11 protein-coding genes are annotated in these 17,680 nt (G+C 46.5%); 7 read left to right on the top strand and 4 right to left on the bottom strand.

The annotated features are described in order from the left end of the window. Nucleotides 1–124 precede the first annotated feature (124 nt). From H3H32_RS28600 to H3H32_RS28570, 7 genes are all read left to right on the top strand, one after another. A complete protein-coding gene (locus H3H32_RS28600) occupies nucleotides 125–652 on the top strand; it encodes a hypothetical protein (protein ID WP_182459144.1) in 528 nt (175 codons plus the stop codon). A 58-nt stretch (nucleotides 653–710) separates the two neighbouring features. After that, nucleotides 711–2,153, top strand: coding sequence for an ATP-binding cassette domain-containing protein (locus H3H32_RS28595; protein WP_240543519.1), 1,443 nt, complete (start codon nucleotides 711–713; stop codon nucleotides 2,151–2,153). 336 nt (nucleotides 2,154–2,489) lie between these two features. Then, complete coding sequence (locus tag H3H32_RS28590; protein WP_240543518.1) at nucleotides 2,490–4,559, top strand: T9SS type B sorting domain-containing protein; 2,070 nt, start codon at nucleotides 2,490–2,492, stop codon at nucleotides 4,557–4,559. 82 nt (nucleotides 4,560–4,641) lie between these two features. Further along, nucleotides 4,642–7,089: an OmpA family protein gene (locus H3H32_RS28585; protein WP_182459142.1), complete on the top strand. Its 2,448-nt coding sequence runs from the start codon at nucleotides 4,642–4,644 to the stop codon at nucleotides 7,087–7,089. A 145-nt stretch (nucleotides 7,090–7,234) separates the two neighbouring features. Next, on the top strand, nucleotides 7,235–8,041 hold the full coding sequence (gene ispE / locus H3H32_RS28580) for a 4-(cytidine 5'-diphospho)-2-C-methyl-D-erythritol kinase (RefSeq protein WP_182459141.1): 807 nt from the start codon (nucleotides 7,235–7,237) through the stop codon (nucleotides 8,039–8,041). Nucleotides 8,042–8,115: 74 nt separating this feature from the next. After that, nucleotides 8,116–8,724, top strand: a complete 609-nt coding sequence (locus H3H32_RS28575) for a cytochrome c oxidase subunit 3 (RefSeq protein WP_182459140.1) — start codon at nucleotides 8,116–8,118, stop codon at nucleotides 8,722–8,724. 72 nt (nucleotides 8,725–8,796) lie between these two features. Next, nucleotides 8,797–10,773: a M1 family metallopeptidase gene (locus H3H32_RS28570; RefSeq protein ID WP_182459139.1), complete on the top strand. Its 1,977-nt coding sequence runs from the start codon at nucleotides 8,797–8,799 to the stop codon at nucleotides 10,771–10,773. A 90-nt stretch (nucleotides 10,774–10,863) separates the two neighbouring features. On the opposite strand, the gene H3H32_RS28565 is transcribed toward H3H32_RS28570, so the two are convergent. The 4 genes from H3H32_RS28565 to secA all read right to left on the bottom strand — a co-directional run bounded on the left by H3H32_RS28565 (nucleotide 10,864) and on the right by secA (nucleotide 17,666). After that, a complete protein-coding gene (locus H3H32_RS28565; RefSeq protein ID WP_182459138.1) occupies nucleotides 10,864–11,802 on the bottom strand; it encodes a 3-oxoacyl-ACP synthase III family protein in 939 nt (312 codons plus the stop codon). Nucleotides 11,803–11,953: 151 nt separating this feature from the next. After that, a complete protein-coding gene (locus H3H32_RS28560) occupies nucleotides 11,954–13,072 on the bottom strand; it encodes a glycosyltransferase (protein ID WP_182459137.1) in 1,119 nt (372 codons plus the stop codon). Between the two features lie 13 nt (nucleotides 13,073–13,085). Next, a complete protein-coding gene (locus tag H3H32_RS28555) occupies nucleotides 13,086–14,168 on the bottom strand; it encodes a hypothetical protein (RefSeq protein ID WP_182459136.1) in 1,083 nt (360 codons plus the stop codon). Between the two features lie 108 nt (nucleotides 14,169–14,276). Next, a complete protein-coding gene (gene secA / locus H3H32_RS28550) occupies nucleotides 14,277–17,666 on the bottom strand; it encodes a preprotein translocase subunit SecA (RefSeq protein WP_182459135.1) in 3,390 nt (1,129 codons plus the stop codon). Between the last annotated feature and the right edge of the window lie 14 nt (nucleotides 17,667–17,680).

The raw sequence follows: 17,680 nt of genomic DNA, 5'->3' as shown, positions 1-17,680 counted from the left end.
AGTCGCGTAGGACGAGATGTTTGTAGCTGAAAATAATTCGAAAATTTTACACTAAAAGTAAAAATAGAAAAACAATCTGCTATTAGTATAGTTGTATAGTAGAATAACAAGTCAAAACTCAACGATGAAAAAGAAAATGATAATGGGGTGTATGCTAGTAGCTGGCATAGCCTTCGGTGCAAACGCACAAACAACGAATACGTCGACCAATGCAGGTGCAACTGGTACTACAGGTGTGTACTCAACTAGCCCACGGACGAACACGAACATGGGTACGGGCGTAAACCAAACGCAACCACCATCAACCGTAAATCCGTCGATGCCAACAACAACGAATCCTAGTACGATTCAAACGCAGCCACCTGCAACCAGCACCAATACATCATCGGATATAAACACGAATCCTGCGGTTAATACCAGTACCCAACCGCAAACGGGGATCAATAATCAGCCAACATCGACGTATGGCACAGGAACACCGACGATGAATAGCGGGACAACAAACTCGTCGACAACGACGGATATCACAACCGACCGGGCTAATAATGGCTCGACAGGAAATAATAGTCGTCGGACAAGAAGTAAGTCGTCAACTACGACAACAACTCCAACGACCACGACACCTGCTACTACGATTCCTCCAAGGGAATAGGGGCAACGATAAAAATCTAGCTCAAATAAATGGGACCGGGGCTATACCTTTGCAGGGTATGGCCCCGTTTTTTATGTCTGAACAGATTCCACTAATTACCCTAAATAAGTTGACCGTCCAGAGAAGTGGCCGGACATTAGTACAAGAACTCACGTTTCAACTGCATTCAGGTGAATGCTGGGCTGTAATTGGCCCCACTGGTAGTGGAAAGACAGCTTTTCTGCAAGCGCTTTCGGGTCAATTCCATGCTGGGCCAGCTACTTTGTCCCGGCGGGTATCAACTGAATTTGTTTCTTTTAAAGAAGAATCCAGCAAGTTTTCGTATAGTGGCTATTTCTACCAGCAGCGTTATCAGGCCACCATGAGCGATAGTCCGGAAAGCGATGATCCTGCTTATCAGTCAATACCAACGCTTCGCAGCTTTTTGCAGTTGACGGACTCACCAGAATCGCTGGCACTAGTTGATCGATTAGGCCTGACACCTATTTTAGACCGGGCATTTATTAAACTATCCAACGGTCAGACCCGGAAAGCCCGTATTGGGAAAGCTCTTCTAAAGCACCCGTCAGTTTTGTTACTCGATAATCCTTTTGTGGGCTTAGATGCCGGTTTTCGGGCGGAGCTAACGCAGTGGCTAGACGAACTCACGACGCATGGGCTAACGCTTGTTCTGGTAACAGAGCCAGATGATATTCCATCGTTTATTACGCATACTGCTGAATTAAAAAATGGCCAGATGCAGTGGGCAGGCCCTAAAGAAAATTATCGCCCTGTTGCGCCAGATTTACCCGATGCCACGCCACCTGTTTTGCATACAAAGGCGCCCGTAGCTGATTTTCAGGAGGCTTTTCGACTCAATAATGTAACCGTTCGCTATGGTGATACCATCATTTTAAACGGGCTGAATTGGGCCGTACGGACGGGCGAACGCTGGGCATTGTTTGGCCAAAATGGGGCTGGCAAATCGGTTTTGCTAAGTTTGCTTTATGGTGATCATCCGCAGGCGTATGCCAATGATGTGAGCGTTTTTGGCCATCGACGTGGTAAATCGGGTGAGAGTATCTGGGATGTCAAGCGTCGGATTGGTTTTGTTTCTCCCGAATTGCATTTGTATTTCCCGCAGGGTTTATCGGTCCGGCAGGTGGCGTTAACAGGATTGACGGATACGCTAACCCCGCCCAATAAAGTATCGACTGAAACCGAGACTGATTTAAGTAATTTGCTAACCTATTTCGGGCTGTCGCATCTTATCAATTGCCCATTTGGTACATTATCGGCCGGGGAGCAACGCTTGATTTTGCTGATCCGGGCTTTTTTAAAAAATGCTCCCGTCTTGTTACTGGATGAACCCTTTCAGGCAATCGATTCGTCGCATATTTTACTAGCTCGGAAACTTATCGACAGCTTCGTTGATAAAACCATTCTTTTCGTTACACACAATAAGCACGAACTCCCTGATAGCATCGACCAACTTTATACCATTAAGGTAGAGTCTAGGTAAGAAATATTCTTTCTGCAGAATGGTCTTATAACAACCAGAGTTGCCTGCTCAATTATATACGTAGTTACTGTAATAAATACCTAACCTTGGCATGGTTTATGAGGAATAGGGTTCCCTGTCGTTGATATACGATAAAATGATAGTTTGTTGGTAAAACAATGGCAAGAGTAGCTTAAATGTCCCAATTAGTAGATATTCTGTACTGCCAAAAGGCTTGGCATGAAATTCGTCTTAAAGCCTGCTAAGCGACATGAATTGATGAGGAAACAGCTACTAAAAAAAATTATTGGAAGTTATGGTTGGGTGGTCCTATGGCTGATGGCAGTGCCAAACGTCATGGCGATAACCTATCCATTGGCCGATACATGTCAGCATCCCGACCCACCGGTCATTACGGGATCAGCTAAATTTATTTGCCGGAATGAGTCCGTTGTGCTAACCGCAACCGGCTGCACAGGTACCGTCATCTGGTCGAATGGTGATACGGGCAATACGATTACGATAAAACCCCAGCAAACCACCAAGTATACTGCTATCTGCCGGGCTAAACCAGGTTGTATTAGCTGCTTCGCCGACGTCTGGAAAGTGACCGTTAATACGCCTGCTGCCCCAACAGTTACAGCTTCGTCGAAACTTATATGCCCTAACGAGTCCGTTACGCTAACCGCTTCGAATTGTAAAGGAACCGTACGGTGGATAAATCAGGACGGAAGTGAACAGGATACGGGTGCTGTTTGGAAAGGAAATCTTCTTGAGACAACTACATTTCGGGCTACCTGCGAGCAAAATAACTGCACCAGCAACCCATCTATTCCCGTTTCAGTACAAGTTGCTATACCCAATGCGCCCGTTATTACCGCTGATAAGCAGGAAGTTTGCGCTGGGCAAGTTGTTCAGTTGAGGGCATCGGGCTGCGTGGGTATCGTTCGTTGGATGGATGGAGTTGAGGGACCTTTTCGAACTGTAAATCCTTCAACAACAATTAATTACAAAGCATTGTGTCAGGTTGGTTCGTGCCGCAGTGATAGCTCTCAAGCAGTGTCGGTGACGGTGCAGTCAATCGAACAGAAGCTGAATTTACTGACAACATTGACCAATAAATGTCCTTTTCAAACGGCTGACCTCTCGAAAGCTATCACGGCTGGAAACGTTTCGGGTCTTCGGTATGAATTTAAAACGGGACCTTCTATTGCGGCTCTCGCGGTTCAATCGCCGGGGGCAGTAGTTGCTGGAACTTATTATATTTTCGGACGAAATACGGATGGTTGCTATACCGAGCCAACCGCTATTACGGTAAGCATTACACCTTGTCAGAACGCCATTCCACCTTGTTTGAGCAATCCGGCCGCAGTAGCTATTCAACTCGATTCGCTCGACTGGACAAAAGGCGTTGTTCAACTCAAAGCACAATTGAGTGGTTCGGCAACGTCGCCAATCTGGCAAAATGAGGGTGGCGGATTATTTACCAATACAGGCTTAAGTGCTCGTTATTTGTTATCCGAATCAGATCGTCAGCGTGGTACAACAACATTTACACTTTCTGTTGCAGATCCTGATGGTACTGGTCCCTGTACGAGTGCTTCTGTTCAGCAAACCGTTAAGGCTCCATCACGAGAAATTGTTGGGCTGAGCAAAAAAGTGGGCGAACCAGTCTGGGTGGTTAATGGAAAAGACCGCCTGGTCGAACTTACCTATCAGCTCGTAGTGGCTAATATGGGACAAAACGAACTTAAGCAGATTCAGGTGGTCGATAATCTGGACGTTGCTTTCACCAGCCTAGGCGCAAAAATCCAGTCAATAAACGTCCAGGCCGATAACGGCTTAATCGTCAATGCCGCCTATACCGGACGTGGTGCCGATACAACATTAATTAGCAATGGCAGCCTGCCCGTTGGTGGACACGCTCGCGTATTGTTAACCGTGCGATTGGATGTAAGTCAGGCTAGCACCCTCACATTTAGTAATATAGCCAGTATTCAGGCTGTGGATAGCAATGGAGGACTTTGTCGGGATCGTTCGACGAATGGTGTTGAGGCAGACCCAGACCAAAATGGTAATCCTGCCGATAATGACGAGCCGACGGTAGTTGTTTTACACTCCCTACAGTCTGAAGAAACGGAGACAGTATTTATTCCGGAAGGTTTTTCTCCGAATGGAGATGGTATTAACGATCGGTTTGTTATTCAACGAGTGCCTGCCGGTGTAACAGTTCAATTAGACATTTACAATCGCTGGGGCAACCTGGTTTATCAAAATTTAAACTATGCAAATGATTGGGACGGGACTGCAAATCAGGGTATAAAAACTACTGATGCAAAGCAGGGCCTTCCGGACGGTACCTATTACTATCAAATTAGGCTTAGCGACGGGCGAGAGTTTGTCCGCTTCCTGACGTTGGCCAGATAAGTTTTTTAGCAATGATTTGAGGTCAAATTCGTTTGCCGAATGGGGGTAGAGCGGTTGATCGTAGGGTCTAAGTAAGACACCAATGAGTAAGAATTGGATAACGTGGATTTTGGGCGGATTTCTGTGGCTAAGCTGTGCAACAGCTTGGGCACAGGTAGATTCATTATTGCAGCAGGCGGACCGCTTGCTCAATTATAAAGCGTATGGACGAGCCATTGAAGCGTACTCACAACTATTAAACGAGCAGGCTGATCAACTAACGCCTGCCCAGAAAGTAATGGCCCAGGGTCGAATCGCCACGGCTTATCGACAAGTTGGTGATGGACAAAAAGCCGAACGGTACTTTCGGGAAGCATTAGGCAATAGTATTGATGAGAATCCGCAATTGATGCTACAGTTTGCCCAGACCCTGGTAGGCAATGGCAAATATCAGGAGGGACAAAAAGTATATGAACGTTATGAACAACTTAAAGCGAAACAACCCGCGCGCCAACCCATAAATCCACCTGCTGCCCCTTCGTCAACAAATACCCGGAAAGAGGCCGTAAAGTACCGACTGGAGTACCTGGGTTTTAATTCGTCAGGTGAGGAGTTTAGTCCGGCGTTTTATCAGGACGGGCTAGTGTATGTGGCTGGTAAAAAAGGCGGTTCTGCTATTGAAACGACGGGCAGTGGTGGTGGATCAGGCTATCTGGATCTGCTGTATATTCCTGATCGGAATAACTTGAAAGTGAGCAGCATAATTAATGCAGACGGCAGCACCAGCAAGCCTTCGAACGATCGGGCTAAAACTGATCGGCGTAGTGAGAACGAAAACTATAGCCGTCAGACGGCCAATGACTCACCCACAGTACCGAGTTTCGGGGATGGCATTAATATCTCAGGCGGTTTAGGCTATGAATCCAGTCCTCAAAATGCGTCGAAACGCTTTAGCCGGACGCTCAACACAAAATACCACGAAGGGCCAGCTACGTTCTCCCAGGATGGTTCGCAAATTATTTTTACCCGTAACAATTACAACAATGGCCGGGCCAATAAGAGCGCAGAAGGCGTAAACAAGCTCAAACTCTATACTGCTATTCAACAAAATGGCGCCTGGACAGATATTGTCGAATTGCCTTTCAATAGCGACGAATACTCGGTTGGCCACCCAGCCTTGAGCCACGATGATGCGTTGCTCTATTTTGCCTCCGATATGCCCGGTGGCTACGGCGGAACGGACCTCTATGTTTCTCGTTTTCAGGATGGAAAATGGAGTCGCCCTGTTAATTTAGGTAGTACTATTAATACGAAGGGGAATGAGCTGTTTCCATTCGCCGACGAAGCCGGCAACCTGTACTTTGCAACGGATGGCCATAAAGGATTGGGTGGTTTAGATATATTTTTTGCCACCTTAAGCCGAGGGACTACGGTGCAATCGGTTGAGCACCTCAATGCGCCAATCAACTCTCCGCAAGATGATTTTGGCTTAATTACAGATGCTAATCGTCGTGGCGGTTATTTTAGTAGTAACCGGCGTGATGGGAATGATGATATCTATCGGTTTATTCGGGAAAGCTCCCTCTTCGGCTGCCGTGACCTGATTATTCGGCTGTATGATACGAACACAGAACAGCCCCTGGATAGTGTTAACGTATTGGTTAAAGCGAAAGCAGAAGGGCGCCCCAATCAGACCCTAACCAGCGACCAGAACGGGTACGTAAGAATCTGTCTGGAAGGTACGAATGACTTTATATTCCAGGCCAGCCGGGATGGCTATATTAACAGTACCGTCGGTTTCACGAACCGAGCCGTAACGGATGATCAACCAAGCCGACTCGAAATTGGCCTGATCAAGCCAACGGTTGTGATGGATACGATTCCGATTGAGAATGTAAATACGCCAGTCACGTTAACCCGGTCAAGGGTTCGAGGGGTTGTGCTCAGTGAGCGAACGCATCGCCCCATTGAAGGCGTAACGGTTCGGCTTCGAAATGAATGCGACCGAACTCAGCTTGAATACGTAACTGGCCCCGATGGTCGGTATTCATTTGATATTAAAGAAGGCTGTGATTACACACTGGTCGCTTCAAAGCCTGAATTTGGTACAAATACCAATAAAATAAAACGACTGCCTAAAAAGGCAAAACCAAAAGAACTGTCGGCCGATTTGAAGATGCTGAGCGTGGGAGACGTCGTCACAATTGACAACATTTATTACGACCTCGACCAATCTAGCCTGCGCCCGGATGCTTCCCGCGAATTGGATAAAGTCGTGGCCACGATGCGTAAATACCCAACGCTGATTATCGAAATTCGGTCGCATACTGACAGCCGGGGCGAGGCCGAGCATAACAAAGCACTCTCGTTACAACGGGCAAAAGCCGTGGCAAATTATTTAGTCTCGAAGGGCATCAGCCGTCGACGTATGGCCACGCTTGGCATGGGTGAGTCGCAATTGGTCAATAACTGCACCGATGGCGTAATCTGTACCGAAGCGGAACACCAACGTAATCGCCGAACGGAGTTTAAAGTGGTAGCGATAAAGTAGGAATGATGAATGATGAATGATGAATGATATTTTATTTCGTAGCGTTTATTTTGCGTAACTGAAATGCCAGTTAGGTGGGGTGCCATTCTGGAGGAGCGCTGGTGTCTCAGATTAGTTATCATTCATCATTCATCATTCATCATTCTTGATCACATTCCCTTCCTGTAAAATTAACCTCGGTTTGCGCATCACTGAAAAGCGGCCCGATGGTTTTCATAACCTTCAATCGTGTTTTTATCCTGTTAATTGGAGTGATGTGCTGGAAACGATTCAAACTAATGAATTCAGCTTCAGTAGCAGCGGTTTACCCATTCCAGGAGATGCCCATAACAATCTTTGCGTTAAGGCTTATAATCTGTTAAAAGCCGATTTTGATTTACCGCCTGTTCAGATGCACCTACATAAACTGGTGCCCATTGGTGCTGGGCTAGGTGGTGGGTCTGCCGATGCAGCCTTTGCCCTGAAATCGCTAAATGAACAATTTGGGCTGGGTCTAAGCGTTTCTCAATTGGAGGATTATGCTCGCTTATTAGGCAGCGATTGCGCTTTTTTCATTCAGAACCGTCCGCTTTACTGTATTGAAAAAGGTGATGTTTTCTTGGAAATTCCGGTTGATCTGAAAGGGTATTATATTATGCTCGTCTACCCAAATCTGGCGATCTCTACGGCTGAGGCTTATGGAGGTATTAAACCTCGCTATCCCGAAATGTCATTGATGGAGCAGTTGCAATTGCCTATAGATACCTGGCGTGATACAGTTCACAATGATTTTGAAGATAGCCTGTTTCCCAAGTACCCAGTTTTGCCTCAAATAAAGCAGCAACTCTACGATGCTGGAGCTGTATATGCTAGCATGAGTGGGTCAGGATCAACTGTGTACGGAATTTTTAATGGGCCTGTTGTTGTCCCAAACCAATTTTCAACCTACCGCGTTTGGCAAGGAGAATTATGAAAAGTTTACAGTATTTGGTTTACGGTTTATACTACCGTCCCAAAGCCGTAAACCAAATACTGTAAACTAATTTGATGAGCAACTTCGTGACCAAACGGCGGGAGCCGTTTCGCTTTATGGTCTGGCTGGGCATTGCCAGTAGCGTGACGGTTTTCACGATGTTGTTAGTGACTTACGTAATTCGTCAGACTGGTTCTGGCTGGGTTAACATAAAGTTGCCCATGGTGTTTCTAATCAGCACGGGTGTTATTGTGCTCAGCAGCTTTACGCTCAACAATGCCATGCTGGCCTTCCGGCACGAACGTTTCGGAAACTACCGCACCAACCTGGCTACAACCCTTGGATTAGGCATTTTATTCATGTTGTTGCAAGGTTGGGGGTGGCGAGAGCTGATTCTTGCGGGAGTCGGGTTAGAGGGCAATCCGGCTGGTGGATTTATTTACATTATATCGGGAATTCATCTGCTTCACATTCTGGTTGGCGTAATTTTTCTTGGCATTGTGCTGGCCGAAGCGCTGGCTCGACGACCTTATATCGACTCGTTTGTTTACAGCGTTAACCCACCAAATCTCCTAAAAATCAAGCTAATTACGCTCTATTGGCATTTTGTTGATATTCTCTGGATTGGCCTGTTTCTTTTCCTACTTGTGCACCACGGTATCAATTGGCGCCTGTCTTTGTAGCTGCCATCTGATTTTAGGGCTTTATCGCGTTATTTGTAATAAATAATACAGTTGTTACGTACCTAGAACTTCATGAAAAGAATACTTCTCTGGGCTGGATTGTGGTTGGTAAGCTTACCATCATTCGCCCAAACGTCACCTTCGTCGACATCCACGCCGGGATCGAAATATGACCCGCTTGCGCTCTTCCACCCTTTATTTAATATGCAACCGGGAAACGATTATCGTACCGGCAGTGGAGCGCCTGGGCCGAATTATTGGCAGAATCGGTCAGATTATCAGATCAACGTTACGCTTGATGACCAGAAGAATACGATTACGGGTGAGGTGACGATAACGTACAAAAATAATTCGCCCGAAACGTTAGCCTACTTATGGCTTCAATTGGACCAGAATGCGTTTAGCGATACATCACGGGCAGCCAAAACAACCCCTGTTTCAGGAGGCCGGTTTGGCAATCAGGGCTTTTCGGGGGGATTAACCATCTCGAGCGTAACCGTCGATGAAGGAAAGGGCAAATTTGTTGCAATGCCCTACGAAATTACAGATACTCGTATGCAGGTACGTCTGGCCGATCCTGTAAAACCCAAGGGTGATGTCGTGAAAGTTAAAGTTGCCTACAGCTTTAAAATTCCCGAATACGGCTCTGATCGGATGGGGCAGCTTCTTCGTAAAGATGGTATTATCTACGAAATCGCTCAGTGGTATCCACGCATGTGTGTGTACGACGACATTGAGGGCTGGAACGTGCTTCCTTATTTAGGGGCTGGAGAGTTTTACCTCGATTACGGCGATTATGAATATAGCATTACGGCGCCCTGGAACCATATTGTGGTGGGATCGGGCGAGTTGCTAAATCCAACAGAGGTATTAACGGCCGAGCAGATCAAACGGCTGGAGCAAGCTCGTAAAAGTGATCAGACTGTCATTATTCGCGGCAAAGATGAAGTGAATAATCCCGATACCCGGCCGAAAAAAACGGGTACCCTGACCTGGAAGTTTCGTTGCCTAAATACTCGCGACGTTGCGTGGGCTTCTTCGCGAGGCTTTGTGTGGGATGCTGCTAAAATGAATCTACCCAGTGGTAAACCTGCCCTCGCGCAGTCGGTTTACCCCGCCGAAAGTGCGACGAATGATTCATGGAATCGCTCTACTGAGTATGTGAAAGGATGTGTTGAGTTCTATTCGAAATACCTGTACGAATTCAGCTATCCTGTGGCAACCAATGTGGCCGGTATTGTAGGCGGCATGGAGTACCCTGGCATTATCTTCTGCGATCATAAAGACAAGAAAGACGCTCTTTGGGGCGTAACCGATCACGAATTTGGCCACAACTGGTTCCCGATGATTGTGGGTAACAATGAGCGTAAATTTCCGTGGATGGACGAAGGCTTCAACACCTTTATCAATACGCTCTCAACCGCCAATTTCAACAAAGGCGAATACAATCGGGAACGAGGCACCATGCATGATTTAGCACCAGCTTTGTTCTATCCCGCTGAGCCAATTATGACGATTCCCGATGTACAGCAACCTCGGGCCTTGGGTATCCTGGCGTATTATAAACCAGGAATGGGGTTGAAACTGCTGCGAGATGTAATTCTTGGGCCAAATCGTTTCGACTTTGCTTTCCGGAATTACGTGAATCGCTGGGCGTTTAAGCATCCAACTCCTTATGATTTCTTCCGAAGTATTGAAGATGGCGCTGGTGAAGATCTAGGTTGGTTCTGGCGTGGTTTCTTTTACGAGACCTGGAAACTAGATCAGGGTGTGAAAGAGGTGAAATACGTGGATGGTGCCGCTGATAAAGGCTCACTCATCTCGATTGAAAACCTCGAAAAAATGGCTATGCCTGTTACAATTGAGGTAACGGAAACCAACGGAAAAAAAGGCCGTATCAATTTGCCAATAGAAGTATGGCAACGGGGTGCTTCCTGGACGTTTAAGTATAACTCAACATCGCCCCTGAAATCGGTTGTTCTTGACCCCGACGAGCAATTGCCGGATGTCAATGAAAAGAACAACGTTTGGCGAGCGGAAGCGCAGTAAATAAAGTTATAGGGTTATAAAGTTGAAGAGTTAGATAGTTGGAATTTCCTCACAACTATCTAACTCTTCAACTTTATAACCCTATAACTTTTAAACCTCTACCAACATAGCTCCGTAGGAATAACCCCCTCCGAATACCGTGATAATGATACGCTGCCCTTTCTGAAAGGTGTCCCATTGCTCCGAAAGGGCAATTGCACAGCCTGCACAGCCCGTATTGCCGTAGCGTTGAATGTTGGAAATGAGTTTCTCTTCGGGCAAACCAAGCGTATTCATGACATTTCGCGAAATGCGCAGATTGGCCTGGTGGGGCAAAATGTAATCTACATCTGCCAGTCCTAATCCGCAACGCTCGAGTACTTGCAGACTGGCCTTAGGCATATATTGGCAGGCATTAATAAATACATCGCGACCGTGTGGCATCGTTACGCCACCGTCGGCAGGTTTCATCATGACGCCAGTAGTTGCTTTAGGCGTATGAGCCGCTCCGCCTGTCAGCAAGGCCTTAATGGCAAAATCATCGTCACTCTGCCTTTCTTTGGTAATGAGCAAAGCAGCGGCCCCATCGCCCCATAAATGGCCGGAAATGGTATCCTGTTCGTTATAGTAAAGCGTGTTATGCTCCGATACAATGACTAACGCGCGTGTTGCTTTATTTAAGGCAAAATAGCCTTCAACTACCTCAATTGCGTTCAATAGCGATGAGCAGGCTGTTGAAATGGAAATAGTTGGGATATCAGCAATACCGAGGTAGTGTTGAGCCTCGTGAGCAATAGAAACAATGGTATCGTAAGGGGTATACGTTCCACCAACAATCAAATCAATCGTGGAGAGATCTGCCTTTTCCTGAAGTCGTTTAACGACTTCAATTGTCATGGTATTCGTATTTTCTCCGGGAGCAGCTTTACGTCGCTCCACAATTCCAGTGCGTTCGATAATCCAGTCGCTAGACAGACCGTTGAGCTGGGTAAAATGTTCGTTGCCAACTACCTGCGTTGGTAGGTAATGGCTTACTGCGTGAATGTACATCAGGCCAAATAAATTGGGTTACCACTCAGACAACCCTTAATTAATGTCTAAAGTTAAATCCTTCCGGGAAAACGTAGCATTGGACATTAGAACAATACCATAAACTATTCAATATGTCTTGTTTTTGTCCTACTAGTTAACTCTATTGCGCTCAATAAAGTATGTATTCGTAAAAATTAAGCAGCTTTTGGGCCTCGCTCGTCCAGTTGTAAAATTGTGATACAGCTTTATAACCTCGCTCTCCCATGGCTCTCGCTTCGTTGGGGTGATCCACCAGATAAGCAAGTGCATTGGCTATCTGAATTGGGTCAGAAGGCGACACACAAAACCCGCACTGATGCCGTTCAACAATGCCTAGGTAAAGTGCAAAGTCGGACGTAATAACGGGTAACCCAAGCGCCATGTACTCAAATAACTTGGTGGTGTAAGAATCAGGATAATCGCCTACAGGCTTAAGTAATGCCAAACCAGCCGTTGCCCCCGTAGCACAGGGAAAAGCAATTCGTTGATCAGTGTAACCGTGAAAATGGAGATTTGGCTGGATGGCGCTATAATTAGGAAGTTTAATTAAATCACGCTCTGTAAATGTTCGTTGTCCAAACAGGTGCACGCTGAATTTTGGGTGAATTTTTTTCAATTGTGCCAACGCTTCGACCAAAGTATCGAAAGCCCGCTCGAAGCTAAGCCAGCCAATGTAGAAAAATATTGGCTGGGTCGAACTTGGGTTATAAGGTTGTCGGAACGGCTCCAGAAAGGATAGTAGGGGATAGTTATAGATCACTTCATGAGGCTTTGCCAGTTTCGTATAGGTTTCCAGATACGCGTGTTCGGTAAAGATCAGATAGAAATGCTTTTGCGCTAGCTGATCGAACCAGGCGAATGCCTTTGCCAATAAAAAACCCTTATTGATGGTTTTAAGGTGCATCTTTTTGTGCAGATTTTCCTGCACCTCATAAATTACCCGCGACCCAAAAAGCCGAAAGATGTAAGCAAAGGGCAAAAACTCGGGTACGTATACGTGCACAAGTTTCGGTCGTAGCCAAATACATCGGAGAAGGATAAATGGACAGGTTACTAGAATTCGCCAGATAACCCGCCGAAAATAAGGCAGGCGGATAAAATGGATAGCGGGCGCGATGGTTGAATCGGCATGAGGTAAGGCGCAAAACACATCATAGTGTTCGGCGAGTGTCTGACATTGTTTGAAAACTATCCGTGGATCTTGCGGCTGATGGGCGGTACTAATATGCAGAACGCGGACTTTTTTCATTAACAATGCTTCATCACTTTATGACGCCTAAAGTACGGAGTTCTTCATCAATTTTCTGATTCCAGCGTTCCTGTGCTGCCTGATTAATACTGTGATTCGTTTCATCGTCGTATTGAGTCTGCATACGATTCAGTTCACGGAATGACTCGATAAACTGATACTGTGCAATGCTATTATAATCTTCTAAAGTCAGGCTGTCAGCATTCATTTTGCGCTTAAATCGCTCAACAATAATTTTTGTAATGTCAAAATGGCGTTGTTCATGGTTCAGTGCGTAGGCTGTTCGGGCATCAGATCGTCCCCAGGACGAGGTTTTTAACATGTACGCTTTCACCTTCAGATTGAGATTAATGACTCCGTCTTTCACCGTACTTTTTCCCTCGTAAGAAAAACTGGTAAAGACTTCAGCCGCATAGTGACTGCCTTTACGTGGAGCCGCCTGAAAATCGGCCCAGGTTAGTTTTCGGGCAGGATTATAGTGTACGGTATCGTCGTCAGTAATTCGGGTATCGTCAATAAAGTTGATTTTAAGGCTTCGAGCCAATTTCTCATTTCTGCCACTTTCCCGATTCATGTACTCGTTTAAGCTCTTTAACGAAGCTGTCAAGGCCTGACGAATGGTTTGTTCAATTACCGCTGTTTGGTCAATTGGGCGGGTATAATTGGCACTACCCCGATAATCGGTTAGGCGGGTACTTGTCTCAGTTCCTGAGTCATCTTTCCCCACTAAATCAAACGCTACCTCATATGTAAATTGCCCTGTTACACGATTTCCTTTTGCCGATTCGCTTACCCGACACTGACGGATACGCATCGCAATCGGGCGGAGTTTCTTATTTTGTTTCAGGCCCTGATTGATAAACTGCTGAAAACTGGCGGCTACTCCTTTCTCTAAATCAACGGATTGTATAGGCTGATTGAGGACTAATGCCAACCGAGCAATGGGACCTTGTTCGCTACGTTGATCGGTAACTTCAGCAATGTAAAATTCTTTCGGCGTGAAAGGTATTGGTTCTGGGCGAAGACGGATGGGGTCGGCCGCGGGTGAAAAGAACGAAAGCCCGACTAAAAACAGAGCAAAAAAGATGTGGCGCATGCTGCCTTGATAACGGCTTAATAAGATGAATAGTACAGCGCGTAATACATAAAAACGCCCTCCGAATTTACCATCCAGAGGGCGTTTTAACAACTATTGATCTGCGTCCTAATCGATTATCATGGCTTTACCGCTCAGGACATCGTTTTCCACTGTTTTGAACTTAACATCTTTTTTTACTGAACCATCTGCGTATTGCACGTTGACACGAGCGTTACGGTCCTGTTTGGCCACTCGTACTGGAGCTTGTCGAGGCATGGGTGGAGCCCCAGCGCCCATTGCATCATTCTCGGCCATTCGACGGGCGTATTCTTCGGGGCCAGTGGCCAGATGATCATCGTCGAAATCGTCAATATTAGTCTGGAGCTTCGGTTGTGGCTGCGGACGACGTTGCGCTGGAGCCTGCCGAATTTCCTGTTCTATTTCCTGTGCTTCCTGAGCGGGGATATCAGCTTTCGTCAGGAAGTTGATGGTGTCAAAATTGACTTTGTTCAGGAAGCGTTTAAATAGCTCCACCGACTCAAATTTGTACACCAGCAAGGGGTCTTTCTGCTCAAACACAGCATTCTGTACCGATTGCTTCAGATCATCCATCTCGCGAAGGTGCTCCTTCCACTCCTGGTCAATAACAGACAGAGTGACAGCTTTCTCCATTTCCGTCACGATTTCACGGCCACCGCTTTCAACGGCCTTTTGCAGATCAGAAACCACCGTTAACTCATGCATGCCATCCGAGAAAGGCACAACAATGTTTTTGATCTGGTGACCTTGCTCGTTCAGAACCTGAGTTAAAACAGGTAGCGCTTTCTCAGCAATCGCCTGATTTTTAGCTTGATAATTAGCTTCGGCTTCGTTGTATAAGTGCCGGATCTGATCTGGTTTCTTCATCCGACCAAATGCTTCGGCAGTTAATTCAGATGAAAGACCTAAAGTCGTCAGAAGCTGGAGCTTCACTTCTTCGTAATTCCCTTCCGAATTATTGACCGTTTCTTCCACCACATCATACATGGTGTTGGCAATATCGAGTGGCAAACGATCACCAAACAACGCATTCCGACGGCGTTTGTAGATCGCTTCACGCTGATAGTTCATCACGTCATCGTATTCGAGTAGTCGCTTCCGAATGCCGAAGTTATTTTCTTCGACTTTCTTCTGGGCTCGTTCAATCGATTTTGTGATCATGGAGTGCTGAATAACCTCACCCTCTTCAAGTCCCATTCGGTCCATCACTTTAGCGATCCGCTCTGAACCGAACAAACGCATCAGGCTATCTTCAAGCGAGACGAAAAACTGCGATGTTCCTGGGTCGCCCTGACGACCAGCCCGACCACGTAACTGCCGGTCAACCCGACGAGATTCATGACGTTCTGTACCGATGATAGCCAAACCACCCGCTGCGCGCGACTCTGGCGTTAGCTTAATATCTGTACCACGACCGGCCATGTTAGTAGCAATCGTAACAGTGCCCGGGAAACCTGCTGAGGCAACAATTTCGGCTTCGCGCTGGTGATACTTCGCGTTCAGAACCTGGTGCTGTATTTTACGCATGGTCAGGAACCGGCTCAGCAATTCGGAGTTTTCAACCGATGTTGTACCAACCAGTACGGGTCGTCCTTTCTCAACGAGACTGGCGATTTCATCCACCACTGCGTTGTATTTTTCACGAACTGAGCGATAAACTTTGTCTTCTTCATCGGCCCGACTAATGGCGCGGTTCGTTGGAATAACAACAACGTCCATTTTATAAATCTGCCAGAATTCAGAAGCTTCCGTTTCAGCCGTACCGGTCATACCAGCCCGCTTGTGATACATCCGGAAGTAATTCTGAAGCGTAACGGTAGCGTAGGTCTGTGTGGCATCTTCAACCTTCACGTTTTCCTTCGCTTCAACCGCCTGGTGCAATCCATCCGACCAACGACGACCTTCCATAATCCGGCCCGTTTGTTCATCAACGATTTTTACCTTACCATCCATAATAACGTATTCCGTGTCTTTCTCGAACAGCGTGTACGCTTTCAGTAACTGGTTGACGGTATTAATACGTTGCGTTTTAACGGCGTAGTCACGAATAACGGCTTCTTTATGAAGGATTTTTTCCTGCTCCGAAAATTCACCGTCTTTATCGATGACATTGAGGTCAATCGATAAATCGGGGAGGATAAAGAAATTAGGATCTTCGCCCGAACCCGTGATGTAGTCAATTCCTTTTTCCGTCAGGTCGATGCTATTGTGCCGTTCGTCGATGGTGAAATAGAGAGGAGCATCGGCTTCAGGCATCAATTTCTGGTTCTCAGCCAGGTAAATTGATTCCGTTTTTTGAAGAAGGGCTTTGTTTCCGGTTTCTGACAGAAACTTAATCAGAGGCTTGTGCTTGGGTAAACCACGATGCGCGCGGAACAAAGACAGGCCACCTTCTTTTTCATCCCCTGCCGCAATCTTCTTTTTGGCATCGTTGAGGTAATCGTATACTAATTTACGTTGAGCCTCAACTACACGGGATACACGGGGTTTTAATTCAATATAATCCTGCTCATCGCCACGAGGTACAGGACCGCTGATAATTAACGGCGTACGAGCGTCGTCAATTAAAACGGAGTCAACCTCATCGACCATGGCATAATGGTGTTTCCGTTGAACCAGTTCACTTGGCTCCCGGGCCATATTATCGCGCAGATAGTCAAAGCCAAATTCATTATTGGTGCCGTAGGTAATATCGGCAAGGTAAGCGTTTTTGCGCTGCTCAGAGTTAGGCTGGTGCTTGTCAATACAATCGACTCGAAGACCATGAAACTCGAACAAAGGAGCCATCCACTCGGAGTCACGCTTGGCCAGATAATCGTTGACTGTTACAATGTGTACTCCACGACCCGCGAGGGCATTCAAAAAGGCAGGGAAAGTAGCCACAAGCGTTTTCCCTTCACCAGTAGCCATTTCGGCAATCTTGCCTTGGTGCAAAACAACGCCCCCAATGATCTGAACATTGTAATGGACCATGTCCCATTTCACGGGCGTACCAGCCGCATCCCAGCGATTGGCCCAATGAGCCTGCTCACCATCAATGGTTATATGCTTTTTACGGGTAGCCAATTCGCGGTCAGAATCTGTCGCTGTTACCGTTAGCTGTTCATTTTTGGTAAACCGGCGAGCTGTTTCTTTCACGACAGCGAAGGCTCGGGGCAAAATATCGAGGAGTACGCGCTCTAACTCGGTATTCCGATCAGCTTCGAGTTTATCAATTTGATTAAAGATACGCTCTTTTTCGTTGACGTCTACGTCTGGATGACTAGCCTGTTCACTCAACTCAGCAAGCTGGTTGTCAATATCGGCTAACTCATCAGCAATTTGAGCTTTGAGCGACGCTGAGACCTGACGTAACTCATCATTAGAGAGGTCTTTTAATCGGGCAAATTCGGCATTCACCTTTTCGACATAAGGGAGTAATTCTTTGATGTCCCGTTGCGATTTGGTCCCGAAAAATTTAGCTATGAGATTAATCATTTCTTTTTGGTCAG

Source organism: Spirosoma foliorum (assembly GCF_014117325.1).
Classification (GTDB): Bacteria; Bacteroidota; Bacteroidia; order Cytophagales; family Spirosomataceae; genus Spirosoma; species Spirosoma foliorum.
The sequence above is the reverse complement of the archived record's forward strand: the minus strand, read 5'-3'. Positions and strand labels throughout refer to the sequence as shown.

Coding starts and splice junctions, on each gene's coding strand:
- H3H32_RS28600 (WP_182459144.1), top strand. CDS start 125: ATGAAAAAGAAAATGATAATGGGGTGTATGCTAGTAGCTGGCATAGCC.
- H3H32_RS28595 (WP_240543519.1), top strand. CDS start 711: ATGGCCCCGTTTTTTATGTCTGAACAGATTCCACTAATTACCCTAAAT.
- H3H32_RS28590 (WP_240543518.1), top strand. CDS start 2,490: ATGGCGATAACCTATCCATTGGCCGATACATGTCAGCATCCCGACCCA.
- H3H32_RS28585 (WP_182459142.1), top strand. CDS start 4,642: ATGAGTAAGAATTGGATAACGTGGATTTTGGGCGGATTTCTGTGGCTA.
- H3H32_RS28575 (WP_182459140.1), top strand. CDS start 8,116: ATGAGCAACTTCGTGACCAAACGGCGGGAGCCGTTTCGCTTTATGGTC.
- H3H32_RS28570 (WP_182459139.1), top strand. CDS start 8,797: ATGAAAAGAATACTTCTCTGGGCTGGATTGTGGTTGGTAAGCTTACCA.
- H3H32_RS28565 (WP_182459138.1), bottom strand. CDS start 11,802: ATGTACATTCACGCAGTAAGCCATTACCTACCAACGCAGGTAGTTGGC.
- H3H32_RS28560 (WP_182459137.1), bottom strand. CDS start 13,072: ATGAAAAAAGTCCGCGTTCTGCATATTAGTACCGCCCATCAGCCGCAA.
- H3H32_RS28555 (WP_182459136.1), bottom strand. CDS start 14,168: ATGCGCCACATCTTTTTTGCTCTGTTTTTAGTCGGGCTTTCGTTCTTT.
- secA (WP_182459135.1), bottom strand. CDS start 17,666: ATGATTAATCTCATAGCTAAATTTTTCGGGACCAAATCGCAACGGGAC.